At 68.1% G+C, this 26,051-nt stretch carries 25 protein-coding genes; 12 read left to right on the plus strand and 13 right to left on the minus strand.

The genetic code is table 11. From position 1 onward, the window contains the following. The first annotated feature begins 168 nt into the window (after positions 1-168). The 4 genes from AC1RM6_RS20960 (at position 169) to AC1RM6_RS20975 (ending at position 4,676) form a co-directional block, all read left to right on the plus strand. Positions 169-1,263, plus strand: a complete 1,095-nt coding sequence (locus AC1RM6_RS20960) for a DMT family transporter (RefSeq protein ID WP_493104786.1) — start codon at positions 169-171, stop codon at positions 1,261-1,263. Between the two features lie 200 nt (positions 1,264-1,463). Next, on the plus strand, positions 1,464-2,843 hold the full coding sequence (locus AC1RM6_RS20965) for an OprO/OprP family phosphate-selective porin (protein WP_493104788.1): 1,380 nt from the start codon (positions 1,464-1,466) through the stop codon (positions 2,841-2,843). A 40-nt stretch (positions 2,844-2,883) separates the two neighbouring features. Further along, complete coding sequence (locus AC1RM6_RS20970) at positions 2,884-3,309, plus strand: GFA family protein (RefSeq protein ID WP_493104789.1); 426 nt, start codon at positions 2,884-2,886, stop codon at positions 3,307-3,309. Between the two features lie 176 nt (positions 3,310-3,485). Further along, positions 3,486-4,676, plus strand: coding sequence for an MFS transporter (locus AC1RM6_RS20975; RefSeq protein ID WP_493104790.1), 1,191 nt, complete (start codon positions 3,486-3,488; stop codon positions 4,674-4,676). A gap of 170 nt (positions 4,677-4,846) precedes the next feature. Here the strand turns inward: AC1RM6_RS20975 and AC1RM6_RS20980 are convergent, their stop codons facing one another. Both AC1RM6_RS20980 and AC1RM6_RS20985 read right to left on the minus strand, forming a co-directional pair. Continuing rightward, complete coding sequence (locus tag AC1RM6_RS20980; RefSeq protein ID WP_493104792.1) at positions 4,847-5,386, minus strand: carbonic anhydrase; 540 nt, start codon at positions 5,384-5,386, stop codon at positions 4,847-4,849. A gap of 31 nt (positions 5,387-5,417) precedes the next feature. Beyond that, entirely contained in the window at positions 5,418-6,302 is an 885-nt protein-coding gene (locus tag AC1RM6_RS20985) for an NmrA family NAD(P)-binding protein (RefSeq protein WP_493104794.1), read from the minus strand. Positions 6,303-6,531: 229 nt separating this feature from the next. On the opposite strand from AC1RM6_RS20985, the gene AC1RM6_RS20990 reads away from it, so the two are divergent. The 3 genes from AC1RM6_RS20990 (at position 6,532) to AC1RM6_RS21000 (ending at position 8,270) form a co-directional block, all read left to right on the plus strand. Then, positions 6,532-7,437, plus strand: a complete 906-nt coding sequence (locus AC1RM6_RS20990) for a LysR family transcriptional regulator (RefSeq protein ID WP_493104796.1) — start codon at positions 6,532-6,534, stop codon at positions 7,435-7,437. A gap of 84 nt (positions 7,438-7,521) precedes the next feature. Continuing rightward, positions 7,522-7,950 carry a DUF7684 family protein gene (locus tag AC1RM6_RS20995; RefSeq protein WP_493104798.1) on the plus strand — a complete coding sequence of 143 codons (429 nt, stop codon included), beginning with the start codon at positions 7,522-7,524 and terminating at the stop codon, positions 7,948-7,950. Positions 7,951-8,051: 101 nt separating this feature from the next. Further along, a complete protein-coding gene (locus tag AC1RM6_RS21000) occupies positions 8,052-8,270 on the plus strand; it encodes a hypothetical protein (RefSeq protein ID WP_493104799.1) in 219 nt (72 codons plus the stop codon). A 66-nt stretch (positions 8,271-8,336) separates the two neighbouring features. On the opposite strand, the gene AC1RM6_RS21005 is transcribed toward AC1RM6_RS21000, so the two are convergent. Continuing rightward, positions 8,337-9,650 carry an alginate export family protein gene (locus AC1RM6_RS21005; RefSeq protein ID WP_493104801.1) on the minus strand — a complete coding sequence of 438 codons (1,314 nt, stop codon included), beginning with the start codon at positions 9,648-9,650 and terminating at the stop codon, positions 8,337-8,339. A 226-nt stretch (positions 9,651-9,876) separates the two neighbouring features. Here AC1RM6_RS21005 and AC1RM6_RS21010 point away from each other — a divergent pair, with 226 nt between their 5' ends. The 3 genes from AC1RM6_RS21010 (at position 9,877) to AC1RM6_RS21020 (ending at position 12,284) form a co-directional block, all read left to right on the plus strand. After that, complete coding sequence (locus tag AC1RM6_RS21010) at positions 9,877-10,518, plus strand: carboxymuconolactone decarboxylase family protein (RefSeq protein WP_493104803.1); 642 nt, start codon at positions 9,877-9,879, stop codon at positions 10,516-10,518. Positions 10,519-10,564: 46 nt separating this feature from the next. Continuing rightward, entirely contained in the window at positions 10,565-11,782 is a 1,218-nt protein-coding gene (locus AC1RM6_RS21015) for an MFS transporter (RefSeq protein WP_493104804.1), read from the plus strand. A gap of 244 nt (positions 11,783-12,026) precedes the next feature. Beyond that, entirely contained in the window at positions 12,027-12,284 is a 258-nt protein-coding gene (locus tag AC1RM6_RS21020; protein WP_493104806.1) for a hypothetical protein, read from the plus strand. Between the two features lie 118 nt (positions 12,285-12,402). Here AC1RM6_RS21020 and AC1RM6_RS21025 read toward each other — a convergent pair whose 3' ends face one another. The 3 genes from AC1RM6_RS21025 to AC1RM6_RS21035 all read right to left on the minus strand — a co-directional run bounded on the left by AC1RM6_RS21025 (position 12,403) and on the right by AC1RM6_RS21035 (position 14,989). Further along, positions 12,403-13,293 carry a cobaltochelatase CobT-related protein gene (locus tag AC1RM6_RS21025; protein ID WP_493104808.1) on the minus strand — a complete coding sequence of 297 codons (891 nt, stop codon included), beginning with the start codon at positions 13,291-13,293 and terminating at the stop codon, positions 12,403-12,405. An 86-nt stretch (positions 13,294-13,379) separates the two neighbouring features. Next, positions 13,380-13,658, minus strand: a complete 279-nt coding sequence (locus AC1RM6_RS21030) for a hypothetical protein (protein WP_493104809.1) — start codon at positions 13,656-13,658, stop codon at positions 13,380-13,382. 68 nt (positions 13,659-13,726) lie between these two features. Continuing rightward, the gene (locus AC1RM6_RS21035) at positions 13,727-14,989 is read right to left on the minus strand and encodes an amidohydrolase family protein (protein ID WP_493104811.1); all 1,263 of its coding nucleotides are present in this window, start codon (positions 14,987-14,989) and stop codon (positions 13,727-13,729) included. 144 nt (positions 14,990-15,133) lie between these two features. On the opposite strand from AC1RM6_RS21035, the gene AC1RM6_RS21040 reads away from it, so the two are divergent. Beyond that, positions 15,134-15,763, plus strand: a complete 630-nt coding sequence (locus AC1RM6_RS21040) for a TetR/AcrR family transcriptional regulator (protein ID WP_493104813.1) — start codon at positions 15,134-15,136, stop codon at positions 15,761-15,763. Between the two features lie 119 nt (positions 15,764-15,882). Here AC1RM6_RS21040 and AC1RM6_RS21045 read toward each other — a convergent pair whose 3' ends face one another. The 3 genes from AC1RM6_RS21045 to AC1RM6_RS21055 form a co-directional block, all read right to left on the minus strand. Further along, positions 15,883-17,373: a serine hydrolase domain-containing protein gene (locus tag AC1RM6_RS21045; protein ID WP_493104815.1), complete on the minus strand. Its 1,491-nt coding sequence runs from the start codon at positions 17,371-17,373 to the stop codon at positions 15,883-15,885. Between the two features lie 158 nt (positions 17,374-17,531). Further along, the gene (locus AC1RM6_RS21050) at positions 17,532-18,206 is read right to left on the minus strand and encodes a PA4824 family protein (RefSeq protein ID WP_493104817.1); all 675 of its coding nucleotides are present in this window, start codon (positions 18,204-18,206) and stop codon (positions 17,532-17,534) included. Beyond that, the gene (locus tag AC1RM6_RS21055; protein WP_493104819.1) at positions 18,206-18,685 is read right to left on the minus strand and encodes a DUF1003 domain-containing protein; all 480 of its coding nucleotides are present in this window, start codon (positions 18,683-18,685) and stop codon (positions 18,206-18,208) included. The genes AC1RM6_RS21050 and AC1RM6_RS21055 overlap by 1 nt, the downstream gene beginning before the upstream one ends. Before the next feature lie 278 nt (positions 18,686-18,963). Here AC1RM6_RS21055 and AC1RM6_RS21060 point away from each other — a divergent pair, with 278 nt between their 5' ends. Continuing rightward, the gene (locus AC1RM6_RS21060; RefSeq protein WP_493104821.1) at positions 18,964-19,683 is read left to right on the plus strand and encodes a carbon-nitrogen hydrolase family protein; all 720 of its coding nucleotides are present in this window, start codon (positions 18,964-18,966) and stop codon (positions 19,681-19,683) included. A 165-nt stretch (positions 19,684-19,848) separates the two neighbouring features. On the opposite strand, the gene AC1RM6_RS21065 is transcribed toward AC1RM6_RS21060, so the two are convergent. The 4 genes from AC1RM6_RS21065 to kdpB all read right to left on the minus strand — a co-directional run bounded on the left by AC1RM6_RS21065 (position 19,849) and on the right by kdpB (position 25,964). Continuing rightward, the gene (locus AC1RM6_RS21065; protein WP_493104823.1) at positions 19,849-20,538 is read right to left on the minus strand and encodes a response regulator; all 690 of its coding nucleotides are present in this window, start codon (positions 20,536-20,538) and stop codon (positions 19,849-19,851) included. Next, positions 20,535-23,216, minus strand: a complete 2,682-nt coding sequence (locus AC1RM6_RS21070) for a DUF4118 domain-containing protein (protein ID WP_493104824.1) — start codon at positions 23,214-23,216, stop codon at positions 20,535-20,537. The genes AC1RM6_RS21065 and AC1RM6_RS21070 overlap by 4 nt, the downstream gene beginning before the upstream one ends. After that, complete coding sequence (gene kdpC, locus AC1RM6_RS21075) at positions 23,213-23,794, minus strand: potassium-transporting ATPase subunit KdpC (protein WP_493104826.1); 582 nt, start codon at positions 23,792-23,794, stop codon at positions 23,213-23,215. Before kdpC ends, AC1RM6_RS21070 begins: the two co-directional genes overlap by 4 nt. A 154-nt stretch (positions 23,795-23,948) precedes the next feature. Next, positions 23,949-25,964, minus strand: a complete 2,016-nt coding sequence (gene kdpB, locus AC1RM6_RS21080) for a potassium-transporting ATPase subunit KdpB (protein WP_493104828.1) — start codon at positions 25,962-25,964, stop codon at positions 23,949-23,951. Positions 25,965-26,051 lie beyond the last annotated feature (87 nt).

Here is a 26,051-nt window from a genome sequence, read left to right on the forward strand (position 1 = left end):
TCCCCATGCCTGCGCCATGCCACCGACGGATCGCCGGTCGGCGGCGCGGCATGATATGCGATCTCGAAGATGCTGACGCATCCTCGATCGATTTGCTCAAGCGCCGCACGGGCTGATACCAAATCTCGGTGATTCAGGCTCACCGAGATTTGGTATCAGGAGCGGGGAATGGCGATAGGAGCATGGACGGCCTGGCCGGGGGCGGCGCTGGCGCTGGCTTCCGCGGCGCTGTTCGGGGCGAGCACCCCGCTCGCCAAGGCGCTGCTCGGCGGCGGATTCTCGCCCTGGCTGCTCGCGGCGATCCTCTATCTGGGATCGGGGCTGGGGCTTGCGGCGATCGCCGCCGGGCGCAGGCTCTTCGGCGGATCGCGGCGCGAGGCGCCGCTCGCCGGCGCCGACTGGGGCTGGATGGCGCTGATCGTGATGAGCGGCGGGGTCGCCGGGCCGGTGCTGCTGATGATCGGGCTCGCCACCACGCCGGCCTCGTCGGCGGCGCTGCTGCTCAACCTCGAAGGGCTCGCGACGATGGCGATCGCCTGGGCGGTGTTCCGCGAGAATGTCGACCGCCGGCTGCTGGTCGGCGCGTTCGCGATCCTGGCCGGTGCGCTGCTCCTGTCATGGCAGGGGTTCGGGCCGGGCGCGGGCGGCGCGATGGGGGCGGGGGTGCCGGCGATCGCCGGCGCCTGCCTCGCCTGGGGGATCGACAATAATCTGACCCGCAAGGTCAGCGGCGCGGACCCGCTGCAGATCGCGACGATCAAGGGGCTCGCCGCGGGCATCGTCAACCTCGCGCTCGCCGCGGCGCTCGGGGCGACCCTTCCGGGCCTGCCGGTCCTCGCCGGCGCGGCGCTGGTCGGCTTTCTCGGCTATGGCGCCAGCCTGGTGCTGTTCGTGCTGGCGCTGCGCCATCTCGGCACCGCCCGCACCGGCGCCTATTTCTCGATGGCGCCGTTCATCGGCGCGGTCATCGCGCTCGGCCTGTTCGGCGAGCCGGTGACGGCGCGGCTGGTCGTCGCCGGTGTGCTGATGGCGATCGGCCTGTGGCTCCACCTCGCCGAACGCCACGCCCATGAGCATGAACATACCCCGCTCGAGCATAGCCATGCCCATGTCCACGACGCGCACCACCAGCATGATCATGGCCCCGGCGAGACGACGTCCGACGATCGGCCCGGCGAACCGCATGTCCATGCCCATCGCCATGCCCGGCTGGTCCATAGCCATCCGCATTATCCCGATCTGCATCATCGCCACGAGCATTGACGGTCATTTCGTCGGTCTGATTCCGCGCCATTGTTGCTGATTGTCTCAGCACCTCCCCGACACCGCAACAATCCACTGCCACTGCTCCCGGGTCGAACCCGGCGGGAGCAAATGCAGATGTCACGAAACCGTCATCATAATCGCGCCAACCAGCAATGTGACCGTCATAATCGCCGCGCTTCCGCAACGGAGGCGAGACGATGAAGAGCAGGATGGCGATGGGCGCGGTGGCGGCGCTGGTCTTCGCGCCGGCGCCGGCTATGGCGGAGGCCGAACTCGGCGCGGCCGAGGCCGAGGAACTGCGCAGCGAGCTGCGCGCGCTCAAGGCGCAGATGGCGCGGATCGAGGCGCGGCTCGGCATGGCGCCGCCGCCGCCGGCCGCCGACAAGGCTGCCGCGATCGCCGCGACGGCGCCCGCCAAATCCGTCCCCGAAACCAGCATCAGCTGGAAGGGCAGCCCGGTCTTCAGCAACGGATCGGCGAGCTTCAAGGTCAAGGGCCGCATCCAATATGACGCCGGGGTGCTGCTGGCGCCGGCCAGCATCGACGACAAGGCGAAGGGCTATTCGAACGAGCTGCGCCGGCTGCGGCTGGGCGGCGAAGGCGTGCTCGGCGGCGGCTTCGGCTACAAGCTCGAAACCGAACTGTCGGACAATGGCGTCGACCTGGTCGACACCTTCATCACCTATGAAAAAGGCCGGGTGCAGCTCGCGCTCGGCAACCAGAACCAGTTCCAGTCGCTCGACGAGCTGATCGGCGACACCACCGGATCGGTGATGGAGCGCGCGGCGTTCACCGACGCCTTCGGCTTCGAACGGCGGCTCGGGCTGTCGCTGCAATATCGCAAAGGCGTGCTGCTCGCCCAGGCCGGGCTGTTCTCCGACAGCGCGGACTCGCTGCTCAATTCGGCCGACGGCCCCAATGGCGGCGACGAGAATGACAGCTATGGCGTCGATGGCCGCATCGTCCTCGCGCCGAAGCTCGGGGGCGCCCAGCTCCATGTCGGTGGCTCGGCCCATAGGCGCGATTTCAACCGGTTGGCCGAGACCCCGCAACGCTATCGCCAGCGCCCCTATCTCCACAGCGTCAACAGCCGTTACCTCGCCACCCCGGCGCTGTCGGCGATCGGCGAGACCCATTATGGCCTCGAACTCGCCGGCACCTATGGTCCGTTCCACTGGGCGGGGGAGACCCATTGGCTACGCGTCCGGCGGCCGGGCCTTGCCGATCCGACCTTCTTCGGCGGCTATGCCGAGGTGGGGTATTTCCTGACCGGGGAGACCCGCGCCTACAAGAACGGCATCTTCGCCAGCACCAAGCCCAAACGGCCGATGGGCGGCGGCGGCATGGGATCGGTGCAGGTCACTTTGCGCTACGACCATCTCGACCTCGACGACCGCGGCATCGTCGGCGGCAAACAGGACGCGGCGATCGCGGCGATCATCTGGACCCCGATCGAGTTTCTGCGCTTCAACCTCAATTACGGCCATCTCGCCTATCAGGATGCGGCGATCGCCGCGGGCGCGCGGCGCGACTATAGCGTCGATGTCGTTGGCTGGCGGGCGGAGCTGGATTTCTAGGAACCGCGGCGACGCTCTTCGAAGAAGGAGGATATTGACGATGGATGGTACCGACCGGCTGCTGGCGATGCCGGGCCGCTGCCTGTGCGGGGACGTGACCTTCACCGCCGAACCGGCGCGCGCGATGCATGTCTGCCACTGCGACTTTTGCCGCCGCAGTTCGGGCGGCGCGTGGATCGGCGTCGATTGCGGCGACACGATCGAGATAAGCGGCGACGTCCGCTTCTACGCCTCGTCCGACTGGGCCGAGCGCGGCTTTTGCGGTCGGTGCGGATCGACCCTGTTCTGGCGGCTGAAGGCGGGCGGCGTCACCATCGCCTCGATCCAGGCGTTCGACGATCCGTCGCGCTTCGCGCTCGAAAGCGAGCTGTTCGTCGATGCCAAGCCCGGCAGCTATGCGCTCGCGGGCGACCATCCCCGGCTGACCGCCGCCGAGACCATGGCGATGTTCGCCGACCAGGGCTGAGCGGCGGCAGGTCGAGATCGCGGCGCGCCGGAATCGCCCGGTGTTCGGTTCGATCATATATACTCAAATATGATGAGCCGACCGGCAGGGGCACGCTAAGACGGCGGTCGATCGAAGCTCTACGTTTCGACAAGCCACATTTCCCCAGGGGCGGACGCTCCGCCCGGAGCATCGTCATGACCGCCACGACCCAGACCCAGACCAGCGCCGCCGCGCCCGCGATCGGCCCCGCGCTCACCATCGCGATGGCGGTGGCGGCCGGGGTCGCGGTCGCGAACATCTATTATAACCAGCCGATGCTCGGCGTTATCGAGCGCGACCTGCCGGGGGCCATGACCGGGCTGGTGCCGACCGCGACCCAGCTCGGCTATGCCGCGGGCCTGTTCCTGCTGGTGCCGCTCGGCGACATCGTCGAGCGCAAGCGGCTGATCATCGGCCAGTTCGGGCTGCTCGGGCTCGCGCTGGTCGCGACCGCAATGGCGCCGAGCGCGCTGCTGCTGATCGCGACCTCGCTGCTGGTCGGGGTCGCCGCGACCGTCGCGCAGCAGGTGGTGCCGTTCGCAGCCCACCTCGCCCCACCCGAACGGCGCGGCGCGGTCGTCGGCATGGTGATGTCGGGGCTGCTGTGCGGGATATTGCTCAGCCGGACATTGGCGGGCTTCGTCGCCGCGCATGCCGGCTGGCGCGAGATGTTCTGGCTCGGCGTGCCGATGGCGCTCGCGCTCGGCGGCTGGATGGCGGCGGCGCTGCCGCGCAGCCATCCCGACAGCGACCTGTCGTACCGCGCGCTGATCGGATCGCTTGCCGGGCTGTGGCGCGAATTTCCGGCGCTCCGGCTCGCGGCGGTCACCCAGGCGCTGCTGTTCGCCGCCTTCACCGCCTTCTGGACGATCCTCGCCTTCCGGCTCGAACAGCCGCGCTTCGGCCTCGGCGCCGAGGTTGCCGGGCTGTTCGGGATCGTCGGTGCGGTCGGGATTCTCGCCGCGCCGATCGCCGGGCGGATCGCCGACCGGCGCGGCCCGCACCGGGTGATCGCGCTCGGCGCGCTGCTGACGCTCGCGTCATGGGCGATCTTCGGACTTTGGACCTCGATCGCCGGGCTGGTGGCGGGCGTCGTCCTGCTCGACTTCGCGGTGCAGGGCGCGCTCGTGTCGAACCAGCACATCGTCTACGCGCTGCGCCCCGAAGCGCGCGCCCGGCTCAACACGATCTTCATGGGGACGATGTTCCTCGGCGGCGCCGCCGGATCGGCCGCCGCGACCCAGGCCTGGCGGATCGGCGGCTGGGGCGCGGTGGCGGTGCTCGGCGTGGCGCTGGCGGCGGTCGCCGCGGGGTTGCAGCTCGTCAGTCTGGTGGGGAAGCGGTGAGGGGCGCATTGGCCCGGGACTTTTGATCCTCCCTGCGCGAAGCGCGGGGAGGGGGACCGCGTAGCGGTGGAGGGGTTTTCCGACCTTGAAATCAGCGTCTCTGGCAAGGTTCTGCACCACCCCTCCACCACCTTCGGTGGTCCCCCTCCCCATCTACGATGGGGAGGATATCACTTCGCCCGCGCCAGGCTCGGCGGCACGATCGTGTCGATCTGTCCGGTGGCGACGTCGTAGACGAGGCCCGAGATCGTCAGCGCGGCGGGCAGCCGCGGATCGGCCTTGAGCGCGGCGACGTCGTGGGCGACCGCCTCGTGCGGGTCGCTGATCGCGAGATCGTCGAGCCCTTCGAGGGTGACGTCGAGATGATGGGCGAGCAGATCGGGGGCATGGTGCGAACAGCCGATGATCCCGCAATCGGTGTGGTGGAGGACGATCAGGTTCCAGCCTTCGCCGATCGGCTTGCCGGCGGCACTCGAGACCGTGCGGAGCAGTTCGAGCGTGTCGAGCAGGTCGTTGCTGACCCGCCCGCCGACATTGCGGATCACCACCGCCTCGCCGGGCTGGAGCTGGAAGATGTCCATCGGATCGACCCGCGGGTCGACGCAGCCGATGATCAGCGTCTTCAGCGACGGCAGCATCTTGAGTTCGGGGGTGAAATCCTGCGCGGCGAAGGCGGCGTTGCGCTGGGTGAGGGTGTCGAGAAGGGTCATGTCGGTCTCCATCGGTTCGAAGGCGTGAGGGTTATTGCGCGGTGGCGTTGAGCGTGTCGGCGTGGAGCCGGGCGAATTCGCCGACCGTCATCGAACGGCGTCCGGTGATCCGCTCGATATTGTCGTCGGCGCCGGCCATATGGCCGTTCTGATAATCGGCCATCGCGCCGCGCAGATGCTCGACGATGTAGGACGGCACCCCCATCGCCGCGATCGAGGCGCAATAATCGTCGATCGGCAGGTCCTGAAAGACGATCGGGCGGCCGAGCGCTTCGCTGAGTTCGGCGGCCATCTGTTCATGGTCCATCTCGACCGGCCCCGACAGGGCGATCGTCTGGCCGATATAGGCTTCGGGGGCCTTGAGCAGGGCGGCGATCGCGCGGCCCTGATCGTCGGCGGCGATCGGCGAATGGCGGCCCTTGCCGACCGGCATCCGCAGCACGCCCTGCTGCAGATAAGGGAGCTGCCAGGGGTAGAGCAGCCATTCGAGGAAATAGGTCGGGCGCAGATGGATGACGTCGAGCCCCGACCAGTCGAACACCCGCTCGGCGATGAAGCTGTCGCGGCAGGAGTCGCTGGTCGAGTATCGATCGGCCGAGCGCTGCGACAGGTTGATCACCGTCTTGACCCCGGCCTCCTTGGCGGCCTGGGCGAAATTGACCGTCGCCGCGATCAGCCCGGGCTGGACCGGCCAGACGAAATAGGCGGCGTCGACGCCCTCCATCGCCGCGCGGATCATGTCGATGTCGAGCAGGTCGCCGACGACGATCTCGGCACCCTGCGCCGCGAGCGCGTCCGAACGGGCGTCGATGCCGCGGACCATCGCCCGGACGTCGAGGCCGAGCGCGATCGCTTCGCGGACCGTAGCGCGGCCGGTGTCGCCGGTGGCGCCGGTGATGAGAATCTTCTTTGCCATGATGCTGACTCCGTGATGAGCTGGTTGAAAAAGGGCGCAAAAAGCCGTTCGGCGAATCCCGCCGCGATGAATTTCGAAGTTCCGTTTGTCGGATCCGGGAGCCGGGCTTCCTTGCCGATGACCGGGGTATGAACCGCCGCCGCCGGGCGCGGTAGCCGTCGGTTCGGGCTATGACTTATGCCGATCCAGCATTAATCGCGTGCCGAGCAGGCCTTTCCGGGCTATATCCATGCCGATGAAGGATATCGCGTCCCTGCGCCTCTACAGCCGCGTCGCCCGGCTCGGCAGCTTCTCGGCGGCGGCGCGCGAATGCGGGCTGGCGCAGTCGCAGGCGTCGCGGATGATCGCCGATCTCGAGGCGGGGCTCGGCACCAGATTGCTGTCGCGGACCACCCGCGCGGTGGTGCCGACCGAGGCGGGGGCCGAATTCCTGATCCGGATCGATCCGATCCTCGCCGCCCTCGACGATGCCGAGAACAGCGTGCGCGACGGCGGCGAACTGCGCGGCATGCTGCGGATCGGCATGCCGGTGACGATGGGGACGCGGGTGGTGTTCCCGCGGCTGGCGGGTTTCGCCGATCGCCATCCGCGGCTCCATGTCCAGTTGCTGCTCGAGGATCGCTGGCAGGACATGGTGCGCGAGGCGGTCGATGTCGGGATAAGGGTCGGGGTGTTGCCCGATGCCGCGGGCACCTCGAAGCTGATCGGGACGATGCGGCGGGTGATCGTCGCCGCGCCCGCCTATCTCGACCGCGCGGGCACCCCATGCGTGCCGGCGGACCTCAAGACGCACCGCATCATCGGCGGCCCGGCCGCGGCGCAGTCGACCTCCTGGACGTTCGAACGCGCCGGCGAGACGGTCGCGGTCGCGCTCGAACCCCATGTCTCGACCAACGACACGTCGGGGGCGATCGCGGCGGCGGCGGGCGGGCTCGGCATCACCTCGACGACGTCCTGGGGCGCGGCGCGCGAACTGGCCGATGGCCGGCTGGTCGAACTGCTCCCCGACTGGCAGACCGCGGCGCTGCCGGTCCACGCCTATTTCCCGATGGGCCGCACCACCCGGATCGCGGCGCGGGCGTTCGTCGATTATCTGGCGGAGCGGCTGCGCGCGGATGGGATGGCGGGCGGGTAGGGGAGGCCTGTTGTTTCCTGCAAGCCAGTTGGCTGGAAATGGGTCCTTGATGGACAGCCGCGGGGGCTAGGATATGATCTCTCGATGAATGCGATCAGCTATGTCCACTTGAGGAGTGGTGACTCACCGCCTGTGCTGTCGCTTCCGCCATTCAAGGCCATTGTCGTGCTTGAAGATGTGGCAGCCAGTGAATGGCGCGGCGAGATCAATGAATGGCTTGTCCGCCATGGTTGCCTTTATTTTTGTGCGTGGGGAGAGGCTTGCGAAGCGTGGCATGACAGCATGGACGATGCCAATATCGGTGCGTTCGAGGGAGCGACAATCCCTGGCGACAAGTTCGTTATGACGACGTGGCACGCGAAGGATACGCTCTCGGAAGCGTTGTGGTTTGTCGGAAGCTGCGCGGAACATCCGACTGTAGAAATCGATCACATCCTCATTGTGCATGTCGCGTGTCATGAGCGTGGTGACATGATCTTGGAGCAGTATAAATTGGCGACTGCCGAAGAATAGCAGCCGCGTCGGCTCGACCTTTGCCGCCGGATATATGTCCATCCAGCGTCAGCCATCGTCATGCCGTGCTACCATGAAGGACCACCGATGATGAAAGTCGCATGATCATGGCCACGGCACTTCGCCTCATCGCGGCGACCTTCGGCGTAGCGGCGATCCCGCTCGCGATCTTCTGCTATTGGGGCCTGTTCACCGCGGAGGGCATGCACGCCTATGACGAGATGGACGGCTATATCCCGTTCTTCGCGGGCGTGCTCGCGGCGATGCTGGCGATCGTCGCCGGGTTCTGCTGGTGGCTGGGCGGGCGGCTACGGCGCTGAGCGGGCGTCCTTCTTCTGAAGCCTTCTCCCGCAGGCGGGAGAAGGCTTCAGAAGGCAGGCTTGGGATCAGAACGACGCCATCAACTCGACATAGCCATATTTGGTATTGCCCGTGCTCGGCGCGTTCGGCGCGTCCTTGAGGAAGTCGCCCTTGGCGAGATAGGCGGCGGCGGCGGTCAGGCGGAGACGGTCGCGGATCAGCCAGCGGCGGGCGCGGCCTTCGATCTGGACGCCGGCGAAGCGGCCCGAATTCCCGCTGCTGTCGCGCACGCCGGTGACCCCGAAACTGTCGGTGGCGTTTTCGAGCCAGGCCGGGCGCACCGCCAGATAACCGTCCCAGTCCTTGCTCGGCTCGACCTCGATTCGCGCCTCGACGCTGACCAGATTGGCGCGCGAGATCGCGCCGTAGAGCCCGGTCGGCCCGAATTCCCATGATCGCGACCCGAACAGCGTGTCGAAGCGGCTGATGCCGGCGCCGGGGCCCTCGCCGGTGACATAGTCGGCGCTGAACTTCAGATGCGGCTTCCACGCGCCGGGCAGGGTCGTGCCGATCGCGCCATGCGCCATCCAGGCCGAGACGTCGCGGTCGCGGACGTCGGTCACCGCGGTGGTCGCGCGCGCCTTGCCCTCCTGCATGATCGCCTCGATCTCATAATCGAGCTTGTGCGCGGCGGGCTTGGCGAACAGCCGCACGCCCGATGTCCATAACCGCCGGTTGCGGGTCGCGACCTTGCGCGAATCCTTTTCGGTCAGGCGGTAGCTATAGCCTTCGAGGGTGCCGCCGAGCACCTTGGCCTTGGTGAAGGTCGCGCCGTAGAATTGATAGCCGATACGCTCGCGGTCGAGCTCGAATTCGGCGTTGCGGATCGCCTCGGCATCGTCGGCGAGATGCTGCTGCGGCATCGTCCAGAAGGCGGTGGCCTTGTCCCCGCCCTTGTCGGCCCAGTCGAAGCGGACCCCGGTGAAGCCGTTGGTGGTGTTGCGGAAATTCTCGTCGGCCGACAGCCGCATCGATCCGAGGTTCATCACGAAGCGGCCCGCGGTGATCGCACTGCGGGTGCCGGTCTTGAGCGCGACATAGGCCTGGACCGGCTCGAACGCGTCGACCTCGTTGGGGCCGACGGGGGTGCGGTGATTTTCGAAATAGGCGCGGGAGTCGACCAGTTCGCCGCCGATCGAGAAGATGCCCTGGTCGTAGCGCGCGGCGATGCGGGTGCGCAGGAACAAGGCCGCCTCGCTGTCGGGCAGGTTGGCGCGGGGCTGCCCGTCGAGCGCCTCGACCCGCGCGCGCGCGCTGCCGGTGATGGTGAACTTGCCGTCTTCGGCATGCGCCAGCGCCGGGGTGGACAACAGGCCGAGGGTGATGATGGCTCTACGCAACGTCTTGGGCTCCCTGCGGTCGCCCGTGACGGCAACCCTTGTCGGCCCATAAAGCGCAATATGGTTAACAGGGCGATAAGGTGGAACCCGGATGCCACCATGATTATGGGGCGTCGGCATCGCCCGCACGGTCTTAACCCCGTTGGGGGGCCGCCAGGCCCGACAAAGCTTGCGGTGCCGCATCGCGACCTGCAAACCCGCGGGCGAAGAAACGTCAGGAGCAGGCATGTCGGACCCGATCGCAGACCCGGAAACCGTCGCCGCGCGGAGCCGCGCGCGCGAGGCGGACATCATCGGCAAGCCGCCGCGGATCGCGCCGCTCAAGCCCGAGGAGTATAGTGAAGAGGTGCTGCAGATCACCCGCGAACTCAAGATCGCCGCCGGCCTGCCGCCGGAGGGCGAGGTGCCCGAGTTCATCGCGATCGCGCTGCGCCACCCCAAGCTCTATCGTCCCAATATCGATTTCGCGCTGGTGCTGATGGCGGGCGGGGCGCTGTCGGCGCGCGACCGCGAGCTGGCGATCCTGCGTACCGGCTGGCTGTGCCAGGCGCCGTTCGAATGGGGCGAGCATGTCAATATGAGCAAGCGGCTCAAATGCCTCGACAGCGTCGAGATCGATCGGGTGACGATCGGGTCGTCGGCGCCCGAATGGACCGACGCGGACCGGGCGGTGCTGCGCGCGGTCGAGGAGATGTTCGACGACGCGATGATCACCGACGAAACCTGGGCGGCGCTCGCGGCGCGGATGGACGACAAGGCGCTGATCGAACTGCCGATGCTGGTCGGCCAATATATGGGGGTCGCTTTCCTCCAGAATTCGGTGCGCTCGCCGATGATGGCGGGCAATGACGGGCTGATGGCGCGCTGAGCCAGCCCCTTCGCGAGGTACGATTCTGACGGGACAAAGGGACGAGATGACGCAAGCGACCGACACGCCACCTCCAGCCTCCGAAGCGCCCTTCACCGGACTGCCGGTCGCGGGCCGGCTCGCGATCCTCGGCACCGGCATCCTGCCGGCGATCGCCGCGGGCACCGTGTCGGTGATGCTGCCGGCGATCAGCGATGCGTTCGGCGACGGCAGCAACGGGCTGGAGATCAAATCGGTCGCGACCGCGGTCGGGCTCGGCATGATGATCGGCGCCCCCTTGAGCGGTTTCCTCGTCGACCGGCTCGGCCGGCGACCGGTGCTGCTCGCCGCCGCGATCGTCTTCGGGCTGGTCGGCTGCGGCATCATGCTGATGTCCGAGCTGTGGCAGATCATCGCCGCGCGCTTCGTGATCGGGCTTGCCAGCGGCGCGCTCGGGGTCGGCACCGCCGCGGTGGTCGGCGACCATTATAGCGGCAACCAGCAGAGCCGCTGGCTCGGCTTCAACGCCGGCTTCGCGACCTTCTTCATCCTGTTCCTGAGCCCGCTGGTCGGCGCGCTGTTCGATCTCGGCTGGCGCTATGGCTTCACCGTCTATGCGCTGGCGGTGCCGGTCGCGCTGACCATCGCCTGGGGCATCCCCGCCGGCCGCGGCCGGTCGCTGCCGGTCGCCGAGCAGGGGCGGCTGATGCCGCGCTTCGACGAGGTGCCGTGGCGCGCGCTGCTGCTCGCGGTGTTCATGGGGACGCTGTCGATGGGGACCGCGCTCTACTGGCCGTTCCGGCTGCGCGAGGTCGGGGTCGAATCCGCGCGCGACATCGCGATTTACGGCCTGCCCAACGTGCTGATGTCGGGGGGCGCCGCGATCGGCTACGGGCTGATCCGCCGCTATCTGTCGGTCACCCAGATGTTCGTCGCCGGCGCGCTGCTGTCGGCGGTCGGGCTGACCGCGATCGCGTTCGCGGCGAGTCCGATGGCGATCCTGCTCGGCCTGACCGTCGAGGGACTCGCGGTCGGCATGATGACCCCCAATCTCACCACCTTCGCGCTGATGGTGTCGCCGGCCCAGTCGCGCGGCCGCGCGGTCGGGCTGGTCAAGGGCGCGCTCTATGGCAGCCCGTTCCTCACCCAGTTCATCCTCGAACCGATCGCGATGACCGGCGGCACCGCCGCGGCGCTGTGGACGATCGCGGCGATGGCGGTGATGATCGCGCTGGCGGTCGGCTTCGGCGCGCTGGGCATGCCGCTGAGGACCGCGCGGGCCTGAGATCCTCCCTGCGCGTAGCGTGGGGAGGTGGCGCCGAAGGCGACGGAGGGGTTGGGCAGAAGCTGGCCGATCTCATGCATTCACGGTTGGAGGACCCCTCCACCACTTCGTGGTCCCCCTCCCCAAAGCTGCGCTTTAGGGAGGATCTGGCGGCGATCGGCTTGATCCTCCGCACCCCCGCCTCGCTTGCGGCCCGCCGCGGCGCTCCGCATCCTTTGCCGCATCACCGCGATGGAGCAGGACGATGCGCGAGAAACTGGCGAGGGCAATCCGCGAGACGAAGCGCGATCTGGGCGAGCATGACATCGGCCGGATCGTCGATGCGGTGCTGGCGGCGCTCGAACGTCCCGACGCGCCGATGATCGCGAAGGGGGCCGAGGCGGCCTGGTATGGCGACGAGATCCACGCCCGGCCGCGGGTCGTCGCCGATCTGGTCTATCGCGACATGATCGCTGCGGCGGCCGAAGCGCCGGAGGCCGGCGACGGTCATCGGCCCTGCTAACCGGCGGAGTAGGTCTGCAATTTGAGTTCGGCGTCGGACGGCAGCGTCGTCGTCACGGGCATGCTATGAGGGCGATCGCGACGATCTGCTGCCACGGGAAGCCCGCGCAGACAAGTGATCACCCGCCGTTTCGACGATTGTCGACCAACTTGTTCGTAATCAGGTTTATCAGACCATGTCCGAGATCCGACGGGGCTTCGACATGGTCTCGCGTGGTGTAAAAGTGATGTGTGTCGAACCCGATCCCAAACGCGCAAAGTTCGATGTCGGACGCCCTGTTCAGCTCTTCGACGACGTGCTGCAGATGGTCCGAAAGATAGGTTGGGCCGTTTTCTTTCAGGGTTGAATCGTCCACGGGGGCTCCATCGGACAGAATGATCAAAATCTTTCGTGCTCGGTCGAGGCGGTCGAGCCGATTGGCCGCCCACAGGATCGCTTCTCCGTCGATATTCTCCTTGGGAAGGTCGGGTCGCAGCATGTGGCGAAACGCCCAATCGCCCGTGCTCGCCCGTTGGTCGTCGGCAGTTTTATAAACGATATGGAGCAGGTCGTTCAGTCGACCTGGGTTGCGGGGCCTGAAGCGCCAGTTCCATCTGTTACGTGAACGGCCGCCTCGCCAAGCGGACGTTGTAAACCCAAGCACCTCGCAGGAAATGTGCAGCGATCGGAGAAACTCCTGGGTGACATCTGCAGTCGCTGCGGCAAACAGCATCTTCTGTCCCCGCATCGATCCCGATTGGTCGAAGAGCAGAGATACCACCGTGTCGCGGCGAACCTCGTCAGTCAGATGCTCTCTGACAAGAGTAGAAGCTTGGGCACAGGCGATGTGGAGACGGGTTCTCCACGCCAGCAGTCCTGTCTGAAGCTCGCTCCATGCAGCATCGAGGGAATCCCGATCGCGACCAAGCGGGACGCCAAGAACCAAGTCCAAATCGCGAGCCGCGACAACATGGTCGAACTTGGTCGTGAACGCATGATAGCCGCTGGTCGGGGGTCGGGCTGACAACATGCGCGATTGTTGCGTGCCGCCGCGAAGCGGTCAACATCTCGGATGGCAATGCGCCCGCACGCGCAGATCGTCGGTCCGGCGCGCGCTCAATCCGGCAGGCTGAGCAGCATCGCCAGGTCGGGCGACGAAATCGTCGAGCGGCGGCCATTGGCGTGGATTATCGTGGTCCGCCCGAGCGCCGGGGTCATCACCACCCCGACCGCCTCGTCGATCCACACATGCAGCTTGGCCTTGGCCCGGCGCAGCACCGCGTCCTCGATCGCGACATTGCCCGAGACTTCGAGTTCTTCCTCCATCTCGATCACGCTGTCGGCGATCGCGCGGATATCGGCGGCGCTGGCGTCGGGGGTCTTGTCGTCGCTCATGTCGTCACTCCCGCGAAAAGGGGGCCGCGGCGCCTCGACGCCGCAGCCCCTGCATCGTTCCCGGATCTTCAGAACGGGAGATTGTACAAGCGCGCCGCATTGCTCTGCAGCACCTTCTTGCGGACCTCATAATCATAGCCGCCCAGCGTATCGACGATGTGCGCCTGGACCCCCGGATAGAGCGAGGTCGGGTGCGGGAAGTCGGTTTCGAACAGGACATTGTCGACGCCGATCGTCTCGAGCAGCATCGTCGGTCCGATCTTCTCGAACCAGAAGGTGCAGTAGAAATGGTCGCGGAAATAATCCCAGGGCCGCTTCTTGAGGATGCTGGTCTTGCCGGCGAGCATCTCGTTGAACTGATGCTCGAGCGCCTCGACCGCGAACGGGACCCAGCCCATGCCGCTTTCGATCAGGCCGATCTTGAGCTTGGGGTGGCGGTCGAGCCGGCCGCTGACCATCCAGTTGCCCAGCGTCGCGGCGTTGCCGATCGAGAACATCGTCGCGACCACCGACAGCGCCTGTTCGAAGGCGAAGCCCTGCCAGGTGAGGTCGTTGGGGTTGATCGCGGCGTTGAGGTGGAAATTGAGCGGCGCGCCGCGATCCTCGCACAGCTCGAGGAACGGGGTCCAGTAATCGTGGAGATAGGAGGGGACGCCCAGCCGCTCGGGGGTGTCGGGCAGCACGAAGCCTTTCAGGCCCATGTCGAGGCAGCGCACCGCCTCGGCCTCCATCTCGGCTTTGTCCCAGATCGGCAGATGCGCCATCGTGAACAGCCGCTGCCCCGATTCCTCCTGGCGTTCGGCGGCGGCGTCGTTGAACATCTTGATGATCGCGACCGCCAGGCCGTTGTCGCCCAACGCCATCAGCGATCCCGCCTGGGTCACGCCCGAATTATGGTAGCAGATCTGTGCCCAGACCCCCATGTCGTCCATCGCCTGGAGCCGCGGCTTGACCAGATAGGAGCCCTGATGGCCCTCGTCGATCGTCGGGAAGGCGAGGCGGCCGAGCAGCTTGTTGTTGTCGGCGCGGATGACGTTGCCGCCCAATGATCCGAAATTGCGGTCGCCGATGAACCAGCGGTCGACCCCATCGACGCGGCGCACCTCGGGCACCTTGCCCTTGTACTTGGCCGGCGCGCGCGAGGTGAACAGGTCGGGCGCCTCGGTGACATGCGTGTCGCAGTCGACGATCTTGATGCCGGCGAGCGACGGGTCGAGCCCGGTCGACTGCGACGCATAGTCGACCTCGCGCAGGATGCCGCCCGGGGTCCAGCCCTCGTCGGCCCAATAGGTCTTGGCGGCGTGTTCGATTTCCTCATGCTTGTCGACCATCTCGTCATCCTCCTCATGAGCCCGCACCCCCGTTGGGGACGAAGTGTCGGGCATGGCGTTTAAAACTTAATACCATTCAGTTCTTATCACGTGCCAAGCGTCGTGCAAAGGGATTTCCGCGACGGATTGCGATAGGGAAGGCGGATGGAGACCAGGCAGAAGCTCAACAAATCCGGGCAGGTGCTCGGCCGCAAAGGTGCGGACACCCGCGTGCGGGCGCTCGAGGCGCTCGAGAAACTGCTCGCCGATTCGCGCGGTGTCGAGCCGAGCGCGGCGGCGGTGGCGCGCGCGGCGGGGATCTCGGCGCCGGCCTTCTATCTCTATTTCGGCGATATCGGCGAGGCGGTGCTGGCGCTGGTCGGCCAGCTCGGCGACCGTTTCCGCCCGGTGGTCGATCTGCTCGACGAGGACTGGCCCGAAGATGCGCTGTTCGATCGCGCCAAAATCTTCGTCGAGGCCTATTTCGCTTATTGGTCGGCCAATGCCTCGCTGCTGCGCGCGCGCAACCGGCTCGCCGACCAGGGCGACCAGCGCTTCATCGAACTGCGCATGTATTCGGCCGACGAACTGTCACGGGTCTTGTCGGCCAAGATGCGCCCGGTCCCCGGCGGCTTCGCGAGCAGCCCGCGCTCGATGGCGACGGTGCTGATCACCGCGCTCGAACGCCTCGCCACCGTCTCGGTGCTCAACCTCTATCCCGGGCCGGACGACCGCGTGGAACTGGTGGCGTCGCTGGCGAACATGGTGGCGATGGCGATGCGGGGGCGGGGTTAGGTTCCAGCAATTACGCCTCTATTTCCGTTCGTATCGAGCGAAGTCGAGATACGTTGCGCAGGTGGCACGTATCTCGACTTCGCTCGATACGAACGGCGTGAGGAGGCAAGCGATTTACCTCACGGCACCGCCACCGCCAGTTTCAACTCCTGCAGCGTCACCGTCGGGGTCGGCCCGAGCAGGAAGCTGCCCTCGATCCGGCCATGGTCGCAGCTCCACACGAACTTGCCCGCCATCGCGGTGGTCGCGACGATCGGTTCGTTCGCGGCGCAGGCGCCGACCTCGGTCTTGAGCGCGGCGAGCGCGTCCTTCCAGTGGGCGACGTCGCGATCCATCAGGAAGTTCATCGCCAGCTTGTCCTTTTCGACCGCCACGTCGCCCGCCGCCCAGATCGCGCGCGCCGCGGCATAGCCGGCGGTGACCCCGGCGCTGGCCGGCAGCGTCCGGTCGGGGATCGCACCGGCATTCTTCAGCGCCAGCGCCGCCTTGAACGCCGGGATCGACGGCGCGCCATAGGTGCGGCTGGCAAAGGCGAAGATGCCGACCCCCTTGTCGGGCATCAGCAGCACCACCGATCCATAGCCCGGATAGCCGCCGGTGTGGGTCGCGACCCGGCCGAGGTCGCAATCGTCGAGCACCCGCCACGCCATCGCATAGGCGCCCGCGGTCCGGCACGGGGCGCCGCCGATCGCGGCGGCGCGCATCGATCCGCTGGCGAAGTTCGATCCCTCGACGATCTCGCGCACCGTCGCGCGCGGCACCGGGCCGCCATCGGCGCCGTCGCGCGCCGGCCAGGCCGACAGCAGGAAGCTCACCCAATGGGCATAGTCGCTGGCGGTGGTCTCGACCCCGCCCATCGCCCCGAAGGCGCCATCGGCCATGTCGGGCTCGCGCAGCCATTGGCCATCCTGCCAGCGATAGCCGATCGCGCGGCTGCCTGGGGGCGACTTGAAGATGTCGTAGCCGGTCGAACCCATGCCCAGCGGCACCATGAAATTATCGCGGATATAATCCTGGTAGCGCTGGCCCGAGACGTTGGAGATGATCCGGCCGAGCGTCGCATAGCCGAAGTTCGAATATTCCATCGCCATGCCGGCGGGGCGCGAGAAGGGGACCCCGGCCTTGAGCATCTTCGTGAACTCGGCCTCGGGCAGGACCTGCTGGCGGTCGCCCCAGGGATTGTCGTCGACGAAGCCCGCGACATGGTTGAGCAGGTCGCGCACCCGGATCTTGCGGGCGTCGCTGGTCGGGTATTTCCAGCCGCGCATCTCGGGGACATAGGTTTCGGCCGGCGCCTCGAGCGCAATCTTGCCTTCGTCGCGCAGCTTGAGGATCGCCAGCGCGGTGAACGCCTTGCTCATCGACGCGATCCGGAAGCGGCTGTCGGCGGTGACCGGCTTGTTCGCGTCGAGATCCTGGACGCCGAGCCCCTTCACATGGACCAGCTTGCCGTCGACGACGACGCCATAGACCATCCCCGGCACATGCGCGTCGAGCCGCCACTGCGCGAAGATCCGGTCGACCTCGGCCAGCGCCGCCGCGTCGGGCGCGGCCGCACGCGACACGGTGGGCAAAGCGAGCAGCAACAGGGCCAGGCACAATCGGATCATCGGTCGGTTTCCCCCTTTGGACCGGGGGATGATGGCCGATTGCTGCGCTGCGGGAAAGCGGCGTTTATGGCGGGCCTGATGCCACGCACTCCCGATATCCGGATCAAGTCCGGGATGGCGGTTGGTGGCAGGACGGGCCATCGCCGATCGCCCGGCGCCTATCGCCGCAAGGTCACGCCCAGGGTGATCGCATGGCGGGTCGCGCCGTCGAGATAGCGTCCCGCCAGCAGATCGACGTCGGCCCGGCCATCCGCTGTGGTCCAGCGCAGACCGGCCTGTCCTCCGACCTTTCCCCGGTCTCTGCCGAACGCCTCCGCCATCAGCGCAAGCCGGCGGCTGATCGTCGCCTCGACCTGTCCGCCCAGGAAAAGATCGTGGGCATGATCCGCCCGCGACCATTGCCATCCGGCGTTGAGGTTGAACCGCAGGACCTTGCCCGCCGGGATCGTCAGCGGCACCACCAGGGACGCGGTCTCGAACCGGCCGCGATCGGTGCCATATCCGACGCTCGCCGACAGGCCGATGCCGAGGCCGCGCGCTTCGGATCGCAGCGCGAGCTTCGGCGCCAGGCCGATCGTCGTCGCGGTGGCGCCGGCCGACCGGCTCCGCGCGACGAAGCCGCCGATTTCGAGATCGGACAAGGCCTTCGGGGTGCAGGCGGGCGCAATATTGACGAGACTGCCGCCGCTGATCGCGGACACCCAGTTTTCGAGATGGCAGCCTCCCGGCGTCTCGACCGCGGCGTCGTCGACGACATGCGCGCCGCCGGCCGCAAGCGCCGGGCTTGCGGACAGCAGCGCGCACGGCAGCCACAGGGCTCCCGCCCACCGCATCAGGCGGGCTCGCTCGGGCCGCGGCCGCCTCGGTCCGGCTGCGCCAGCAGCGCCTGCTGGTCACCGGCCATCGCCAGCAACAGGTCGACCTTGTCGTGAAGGCTGGCGATCTGCGCCTCCGACCGCAAATTGGTCTCATAGTCCATCCGGGCGTCGAGCCGGTCCTTCGCGGCCTGCCGGTTCTGGCTCATCATGATGATCGGGGCCTGCAGCGCCGCCAGCATCGACAGCATCAGGTTCAGGAAAATGAACGGGAAAGGGTCGAACGCGTGCCGCACGAGCACGACCGTGTTCAGGACCGCCCAGGCGCCGAGAAAGACGCCGAACCCAATGATGAAGGTCCATGAACCGCCGATCGCGGCGACGCGATCGGCCAGCCGCTCGCCGAACGTCGAACGCGCGTCGAACAGCTCGTTGGGATTGCGGACCTGGGGAACCCGCCGGAAGGGTCCGGCCAGGAAACGAATTGCTGCATTCATCACTCACCTCGCACGACCGCGCCGCCTGGGCGGTGCCGGGGAGCCGAATGTCAGTTCAGTTCGCCGACTCCCTCAGCGGGACGGTCTTTCGACTATGGTCGTTGTCAGACATGGGTCCCTCGAAGAGGAAGTTGCGGAGCGACTCCTTGGCGGAGCCGGCCCCCAGATGATCCTCCGAAAAAGCGGCGTCAACCCCGGCTGGAGCGGCCTTTGCGGCTTTTCCGAAAGACCTGCCGGGCCGTGCTTGCCGATGGCCGCGCCGGCTGCGAGAGACGGCCATGCGCATCGCGGCCTTCCAGCGTTTTCCGATCCTCGACGATCCCGCCGCGGCGACCGCGGCGATGCGCCGCGACCTTTCATGGGCGCGGGACGAGGGCGTCGATCTCGCGCTGTTTCCCGAATGCCATCTCCACGGCCACGCCTATGACCGGCCGACGATCGATCGGCGGGCGCTGGCGATCGACGGCCCCGAGGTCGCGGCGCTGGTCGCCGCGCTCGCGGTCGGGCAGGTGACCGCGATCGCCGGCCTGTTCGAGCGGCGCGGGGCGGCGCTCTACAACAGCGCGCTGGTAACCCGCGACGGCCGGGCGCTCGGCACCGCCTCCAAATCCCACCCCAACGAGGACGGCGTCACCGCCGCGATCGACGACGCGCCGCTGTTCGAGGCCGCGGGGCGGGCATTCGGGATCGCGATCTGCAACGATGCCAATTTCGCCGCGCCGGCCCAGGCGCTCGCCGATCGCGGCGCCGGGCTGCTCTGCTATCCGCTCGCCAATCTGCTGCGGCCCGCGGTGGCCGAGAAGTGGCGGAGCAAGAGCCTCGAGAATCTCCAGGCGCGGGCGCGGCAGACCGGGTGCTGGGTGATGGCGGCCGATGTCTGCGGCGAACGGGGCGGGCGGATCAGCTTCGGGTGCACCGCGATCGTGCGGCCCGACGGCGAGGTCGTCGCGCGGGTGGCGGAGTTGGCGGAAGGCGTGGCGGTGTTCGAGATCGGGTGAGTTTTGGGATCCTCTCCATCGCAGATGGGGAGGGGGACCATCCGCAGGATGGTGGAGGGGTTTTCCGACGGTGAAGCAAGCGCCTGCGGTGGATGTCCCACATCACCCCTCCGCCACCTTCGGTGGTCCCCCTCCCCATCTGCGATGGGGAGGATCTGAAATACGCTACCCCTCGCTGCCCATCAGCCGGTACCCCACCCCCAGCTCGTTGACGATGATCGCCGGCCGCGTCGCGTCGTCCTCGATCTTCTGGCGCAGGTTGCGGATCACCACGCGCAGATATTCGACATGGCGGTCATAGTCGTTAGGCCAGACGCTCTTGAGCAACGTGTCGTGGGTGATCACCCGGCCGGGGAAGCGGGCGAGTTCGGCGAGCACCGCATATTCCTTCGGGGTCAGATGGACGTCGTCCTCCCCCTTGTGAACGCGGCGCAGGACCAGGTCGAGGGTCAGGTCGTGCGCCCTGACCAGCGGCTGGGCCCCCTCGGCGCGCAGCCGGTTGCGCAGCGCCGCGCGCATCCGGGCGAGCAGTTCCTCGCTGTCGAACGGTTTGGTGACATAGTCGTCGGCGCCCAGATCGAGGGCGGCGACCTTCTCGTCGGTCGCGTCGCGCGCCGACACCACCAGCAGCGTCGCCTTCGACTGTTTGCGGATCAGCGGGATCAGTTCGATCCCGTCGCGGTCGGGCAGCCCCAGGTCGAGCAGGATCAGGTCGGGCGCCTCGGCGAGCGCGGCGATCGCCTGGCGGGCGTCGGCGGCCTCGACGATGTCGTAGCCGCTGCGTTCGAGGGTCGATCGCAGCAGCCGGCGGATCGGGGCCTCGTCGTCAACGACGAGGATCTTGGCGCGGATCATGACAGGGACTCCGGGTCGGGTTCGCGCACCAGCAGCGCGTCGGTGAAGACGATGTCGAAGCGCGCGCCGGCGGTGCCGTCGTCGCGGCTGGCGGCGGCGATGCCGAGCCCCATCGCGTCGGCGAAGCCCTTGACGATCGCGAGGCCGAGCCCCGTGCCGCCCTTGGCGCGGTCGGATCCCTCGAAGCGGGCGAAGGTCTCGAATATCGCCGCCTCGCGCCCCGGCGGCAGGCCGGGGCCCTGGTCGAGCACCGACAGGATCAGCTCGCCCGGCCGCCGCACCGCGACGATCGCGATCGGGGTGCCGGGGTCGGCATAGCGGCCGGCATTGTCGAGCAGGTTGATCAGCACATGGTGGAACAGTTGCGGATCGACCCGCACCAGCGGCAGCCCCGGGGCGACGTCGAGCGCGATGTCGTGCCCCGCCAGCACCGCGCGGGTGTCGTGGACCGCGCTGGCGATCGCGTCGGTCAGGTCGGTCGCCTCGATGTTGAGCCGCATCACCCCGGCCTCGACCCGCGCCATGTCGAGCAGATTGGCGACGAAGCGGTTGAGCCGCTGCGCCTCGCCCTCGATCGCGTCGATCAGCTGCGGGGTCGCGCCTTGGCGCAGTTCGGCGGCGGCGCCGAGGATCGCGGTGAGCGGGGTGCGCAGATCATGGCTGACCGAGGAGAGCAGGGCGGCGCGCAGCCGGTCGCGCTCCTTGAGCTCGGCGACGTCGCGCATCTCCTCGGCGAGCTGCATCCGCTCGAGCACCAAAGCCGCCTGGTCGGTCAGGCTCAGCATCAGCGCGACCTTGTCGGCGGGCACCGGGTCGCCGCCATCGTCGCGGGCCAGGCCGACCACCCCGAGCACCCCGCGCGCGGTGGTCATCGGGTAGAAGCGCCAGTCCGATCCGGTCAGCGTGTCCGATCCGCGCCCGGTCGGCACCGCCTTGTCGATCGCCCATTGCGCGGCGGCGCGCTCGATATGGTCGAGCCGGTCCTCGGGCGGCCAGGCGGCGCGCAGCTGCGGGCCGTCGCCCGACGGGGTCAGCACGCAGGCGCGCGCGTCGAACAGCCGGGCGAGTTCGGCGCAGATCGCCTGCATCAGCTCGTCGTCGCTGGCGATCGTCGTCAACTGGCGCGAGAAGCCGGCGAGCGCGGCGTTCAGCCGCGCGCTCGACGTCGCCAGATCGGCCTGCGCGCGCATCCGCCCGGCGAGCTGGCTGGTGACCAGCGCCACCGTCAGCAGCACCAGGATCGTCACGACATTGGCGGGGTTGCTGACGGTCAGCGTGCCGGTCGGCGGCAGGAAGGCGAAATTATAGGCGAGGCTCGATGCGATGCTCGCGAACAGCCCGGCGCGCAGGCCGAACCGGCTCGCCGCCATCATCACCGGCAGCAGATAGAGCAGCGCGATATTGTCGATGTCGAGCACCGCGCCGAGCGCGAGGCCGAAGCCGGTGACCCCGGCGACCATGAGCAGCGCCAGCAGATAGTCGGCGGGCTTTTCGGGGCTCCCGGCCGGCGCCTGGCGTCCGCGCTGGGGGGCAGGGGCGGGGCCGGCGTCGGCGGGCAGGACATGGACCGCGACGTCGGTCAGGTTGCGGACCAGCCGGTCGACCACCGATCCGTGGCGCAGCTCGAACCACCAGGGGCGCGACGATTTGCCGACGACGATCTGGGTCGCGCGCGCCTCCTTGGCATAGCTCAGCAGCCCGTCGACGACATTCTGCGCGGGGATGGTCGCGCTGGCGGCGCCGAGCCGGGCGGCGAGCGCCATCGCCTGGGCGAGCTGGCGACGATCGGCCTCGCCCAGCGTCGCGCTGCGCGGGGTCTCGATATGGAGCGCGGTCCACGGCGCGCGCAGCGCATCCGCCATCCGCTTGGCGGCGCGGATCAGCCCGGGGGCGTGCGCCTGCTCGCTGACCGCGACGATCACCCGCTCGCCCGCCGCGAAGCTGCCCGCCAGCGCATGGGCGCGGACATAGTCGAGCATCTGCGCGTCGACCGCCTGGGCGGCGCGGCGCAGCGCCAGCTCGCGCAGCGCCGACAGGTTCGACTTGGAGAAGAAATGGCCGAGCGCCCGGCTCGCCTCGTCGGGGATATAGACCTTCCCCTCCTTGAGCCGCTCGATCAGCTCGTCGGGGGGGATGTCGACGACCTCGATCTCGGCATTCTCCAGCATATGGTCGGGCACCGTCTCGCGCACCCGCACCTTGGTGAAGGAGGCGACGACGTCGTTGAGGCTCTCGATATGCTGGACGTTGATCGTCGAATAGACATGGATCCCCGCCGCCAGCAGCTCCTCGACATCCTGGTAGCGCTTGGGGTGGCGCGATCCGGGTGCATTGCTGTGCGCGAGCTCGTCGACCAGCACCAGCGCGGGGGCGCGGGCGAGGATGGCGTCGATGTCCATCTCGCCGAGCGTCCGCCCCTGCCAGGGGATTTCGATCCGCGGCACGATCTCATGGCCGCGGGTCATCGCTTCGGTCTCGGCGCGACCATGGGTCTCGACCACCCCGACCACGACGTCGATCCCTGCCTTGCGGCGCTGCAGGCCCTCGCCGAGCATCTCATAGGTCTTGCCGACCCCGGGGGCGGCGCCGAGGAAGATCTTCAGACGGCCGCGGCCCTCCTGCGCCGCCTGGCGCAGAAAGGCCTCGGGTCTGGGTCGGTCGTCGGAGCGCTCGTTCACCGGGCGGGTTTAGCGCCAAGCGCATCGAGCTGTCGATTGAGCGCGAAGACATTGACGTGCGCTTCGCCGAGGATCGGCCGTTCGACCGCGGCTTCGACGAGGGCATGCAGCTTCGCGGCGGGCAGGTCGCGGGCCTTGGCGACGCGCGCGACCTGTGCGAGCGCGGCCTCGGGCGACAGATCGGGGTCGAGCCCCGATCCGGAAGCGGTCACCAGATCGGCGGGAACCGGCCCGGCCACCCCGGCGTCGCGCGCTTTGGCGACATCGGCCTTGACCCGGTCGACCAGCGCCTGGCTGGTCGGGCCATAGTTGGAGCCCGACGAGGCGAGCCCGTCATAGCCCTTGCCCGCCGCCGACGGCCTCGTCTGGAAATAGCGGTCGGTGGTGAAGGCCTGGCCGATCACGGTCGACCCGACGATCCGGCCCTTCTCCTCGACCAGGCTGCCATTGGCCTGATGCGGGAAGATCGTCTGGCCGATGCCTAGCACGATCAGCGGGTAAGCGAGGCCGAGCAGCAGCGCGAACAGGATCGTCATGACGATCGCGGGGCGCAGCGCGGAGGTGAGGTCTTTGGTCATTGGGGTTGTCCTTTTCCCGTCGCTCCGGCGGAGGCCGGAGCCGCCCAAGAGTCGCGGGCGTGTTCAAAATGGGGTGTGATCTTCTGCGGCAGCCGCTGCGCTCGATCTTGGGCGGCCCCGCCCTCCGCCGGGGCGACGATTGCGGCTACGCCCATCACGCCAGCCCCACCCCGACGACCGCGAGGTCGATCAGCTTGATTCCGACGAACGGCGCGATCAGGCCGCCGAGGCCATAGATCGCCAGGTTGCGGGCCAGCAGCGGCCCGGCGCCGATCGGCTTGTACGCCACCCCCTTCAGCGCCAGCGGCACCAGCAGCGGGATGATCAGCGCGTTGAAGATGATCGCCGACAGGATCGCCGATTGCGGGGTCGCCAGCCCCATCACGTTGAGCACCGCGAGCCCCGGATAGAGCACGACGAACATCGCCGGGATGATCGCGAAATATTTGGCGACGTCGTTGGCGACCGAGAATGTGGTGAGCGCGCCGCGGGTCATCAGCAGCTGCTTGCCGAGCCCGACCACCTCGATCAGCTTGGTCGGATCGCTGTCGAGGTCGACCATGTTGCCGGCCTCGCGCGCCGCCTGGGTGCCGGTGTTCATCGCCACCCCGACATCGGCCTGGGCGAGCGCGGGGGCGTCGTTGGTGCCGTCGCCGCACATCGCCACCAGCCGGCCGCCTTCCTGCTCCTTGCGGATCAGCGCCAGCTTGTCCTCCGGCGTCGCCTGGGCGAGGAAATCGTCGACCCCGGCCTCCGCGGCGATCGAGGCGGCGGTCAGCGGGTTGTCGCCGGTGATCATCACCGTGCGGATCCCCATCCGGCGCAGCTCGCCGAACCGTTCGCGGATGCCGGCCTTGACGATGTCCTTGAGGAAGATCGCCCCGAGCAGCCGGCCGTCCTTCGCCACCGCCAGCGGGGTGCCGCCGGCGCGGGCGATCTCGTCGGTCGCGCGGCGCAGCTCGGCCGCGGCCGGGCCCTCGCCCGATCCCGGATTGGCGCGGAACACCGAATCGACCGCGCCCTTGATGATCGTCGATCCTTGCGCGGTGACGCCCGAGATCCGGGTCTGCGCGGTGAAGCCGATGATCTGGGCATCCTGCGGCAGGCTGCTGGTCTTCACCGCGAATTTCTCGCGGGCGAGGACGACGATCGATCGGCCTTCGGGGGTCTCGTCGGCGAGGCTCGCGAGCGACGCCGCCTCGGCGAGCTCGGCGATAGTGACCCCGCCGACCGGCTTGAACTCGGTCGCCTGGCGGTCGCCGACGGTGATCGTCCCGGTCTTGTCGAGCAGCAGCACGTCGATGTCGCCCGCCGCCTCGACCGCGCGGCCCGACTTGGCGAGCACGTTGAAGCGCACCAGCCGGTCCATGCCGGCGATGCCGATCGCCGACAGCAGGGCCGCGATCGTCGTCGGGATCAGGGTGATCAGCAGCGCGGCGAGGATCGCCACCGGGATGGAGCCGCCGGCGTAGCTGGCGAAGCCGGGGATGGTGCCGACCGCGATCAGGAAGATGATCGTGAGGCCGACCAGCAGGATCGTCAGCGCAATCTCGTTCGGGGTCTTCTGGCGCTCGGCGCCTTCGACCAGCGCGATCATCCGGTCGAGAAAGCCCTGGCCGGGCTCGGCGGTGACGCGGACGCGGATATGATCGGAGAGGACGCGGGTGCCCGCGGTCACCGCCGACCGGTCGCCGCCGGCCTCGCGGATCACCGGCGCGCTCTCGCCGGTGATCGCCGCTTCGTTGACGCTGGCGACGCCCTCGATCACCTCGCCGTCGGCCGGGATCAGCTCGCCGGTCTGGACGACGACGATGTCGCCGGCGCGCAAGCTGTTGGCGGCGACCTTCTCGCCGCTGTCGCGGGTCGCGATCAGATCGGCCTTGGTCGCGCGCAGCGACGCCGCCTGCGCCTTGCCGCGGCCCTCGGCGATGGCTTCGGCAAAGGTGCCGAACAGCACCGTCAGCCAGAGCCAGATCACCAGCTGGAGCTTGAAGCCGGTGGTCAGGCCGTCATGGCCGACGACCAGCAGCACGGTCAGCAGCAACGCCACCACCGCGGTGGTGAACATCACCGGGTTGCGGATCAGCTGCCGCGGATCGAGCTTGCGAAAGGCGTCGCCGACGGCTGGCAGCAGCAGGTCGGCGGTGAACAAGGAAGGGGTGCGGCTCATTTCGGCGCTCCGGTGGAAATTGGATGGCGGAAGGCGATGACGCCCTCCTCGTCATCCCGGCGGAGGCCGGGATCTCGTGCGGCAAGG

Source organism: Rhizorhabdus sp. GW822-FHT03C02 (genome assembly GCF_058801765.1).

Coding starts and splice junctions, on each gene's coding strand:
- AC1RM6_RS20995 (WP_493104798.1), top strand. CDS start 7,522: ATGAATGCGATCAGCTATGTCCACTTGAGGAGTGGTGACTCACCGCCT.
- AC1RM6_RS21010 (WP_493104803.1), top strand. CDS start 9,877: ATGTCGGACCCGATCGCAGACCCGGAAACCGTCGCCGCGCGGAGCCGC.
- AC1RM6_RS20960 (WP_493104786.1), top strand. CDS start 169: ATGGCGATAGGAGCATGGACGGCCTGGCCGGGGGCGGCGCTGGCGCTG.
- kdpB (WP_493104828.1), bottom strand. CDS start 25,964: ATGAGCCGCACCCCTTCCTTGTTCACCGCCGACCTGCTGCTGCCAGCC.
- AC1RM6_RS21055 (WP_493104819.1), bottom strand. CDS start 18,685: ATGAATGCAGCAATTCGTTTCCTGGCCGGACCCTTCCGGCGGGTTCCC.
- AC1RM6_RS21035 (WP_493104811.1), bottom strand. CDS start 14,989: ATGGTCGACAAGCATGAGGAAATCGAACACGCCGCCAAGACCTATTGG.
- AC1RM6_RS21040 (WP_493104813.1), top strand. CDS start 15,134: ATGGAGACCAGGCAGAAGCTCAACAAATCCGGGCAGGTGCTCGGCCGC.
- AC1RM6_RS21020 (WP_493104806.1), top strand. CDS start 12,027: ATGCGCGAGAAACTGGCGAGGGCAATCCGCGAGACGAAGCGCGATCTG.
- AC1RM6_RS21025 (WP_493104808.1), bottom strand. CDS start 13,293: ATGTTGTCAGCCCGACCCCCGACCAGCGGCTATCATGCGTTCACGACC.
- AC1RM6_RS21000 (WP_493104799.1), top strand. CDS start 8,052: ATGATCATGGCCACGGCACTTCGCCTCATCGCGGCGACCTTCGGCGTA.
- AC1RM6_RS20965 (WP_493104788.1), top strand. CDS start 1,464: ATGAAGAGCAGGATGGCGATGGGCGCGGTGGCGGCGCTGGTCTTCGCG.
- AC1RM6_RS20975 (WP_493104790.1), top strand. CDS start 3,486: ATGACCGCCACGACCCAGACCCAGACCAGCGCCGCCGCGCCCGCGATC.
- AC1RM6_RS21050 (WP_493104817.1), bottom strand. CDS start 18,206: ATGCGGTGGGCGGGAGCCCTGTGGCTGCCGTGCGCGCTGCTGTCCGCA.
- AC1RM6_RS21015 (WP_493104804.1), top strand. CDS start 10,565: ATGACGCAAGCGACCGACACGCCACCTCCAGCCTCCGAAGCGCCCTTC.
- AC1RM6_RS21060 (WP_493104821.1), top strand. CDS start 18,964: ATGCGCATCGCGGCCTTCCAGCGTTTTCCGATCCTCGACGATCCCGCC.
- AC1RM6_RS21030 (WP_493104809.1), bottom strand. CDS start 13,658: ATGAGCGACGACAAGACCCCCGACGCCAGCGCCGCCGATATCCGCGCG.
- kdpC (WP_493104826.1), bottom strand. CDS start 23,794: ATGACCAAAGACCTCACCTCCGCGCTGCGCCCCGCGATCGTCATGACG.
- AC1RM6_RS20990 (WP_493104796.1), top strand. CDS start 6,532: ATGCCGATGAAGGATATCGCGTCCCTGCGCCTCTACAGCCGCGTCGCC.
- AC1RM6_RS21045 (WP_493104815.1), bottom strand. CDS start 17,373: ATGATCCGATTGTGCCTGGCCCTGTTGCTGCTCGCTTTGCCCACCGTG.
- AC1RM6_RS20980 (WP_493104792.1), bottom strand. CDS start 5,386: ATGACCCTTCTCGACACCCTCACCCAGCGCAACGCCGCCTTCGCCGCG.
- AC1RM6_RS20970 (WP_493104789.1), top strand. CDS start 2,884: ATGGATGGTACCGACCGGCTGCTGGCGATGCCGGGCCGCTGCCTGTGC.
- AC1RM6_RS20985 (WP_493104794.1), bottom strand. CDS start 6,302: ATGGCAAAGAAGATTCTCATCACCGGCGCCACCGGCGACACCGGCCGC.
- AC1RM6_RS21065 (WP_493104823.1), bottom strand. CDS start 20,538: ATGATCCGCGCCAAGATCCTCGTCGTTGACGACGAGGCCCCGATCCGC.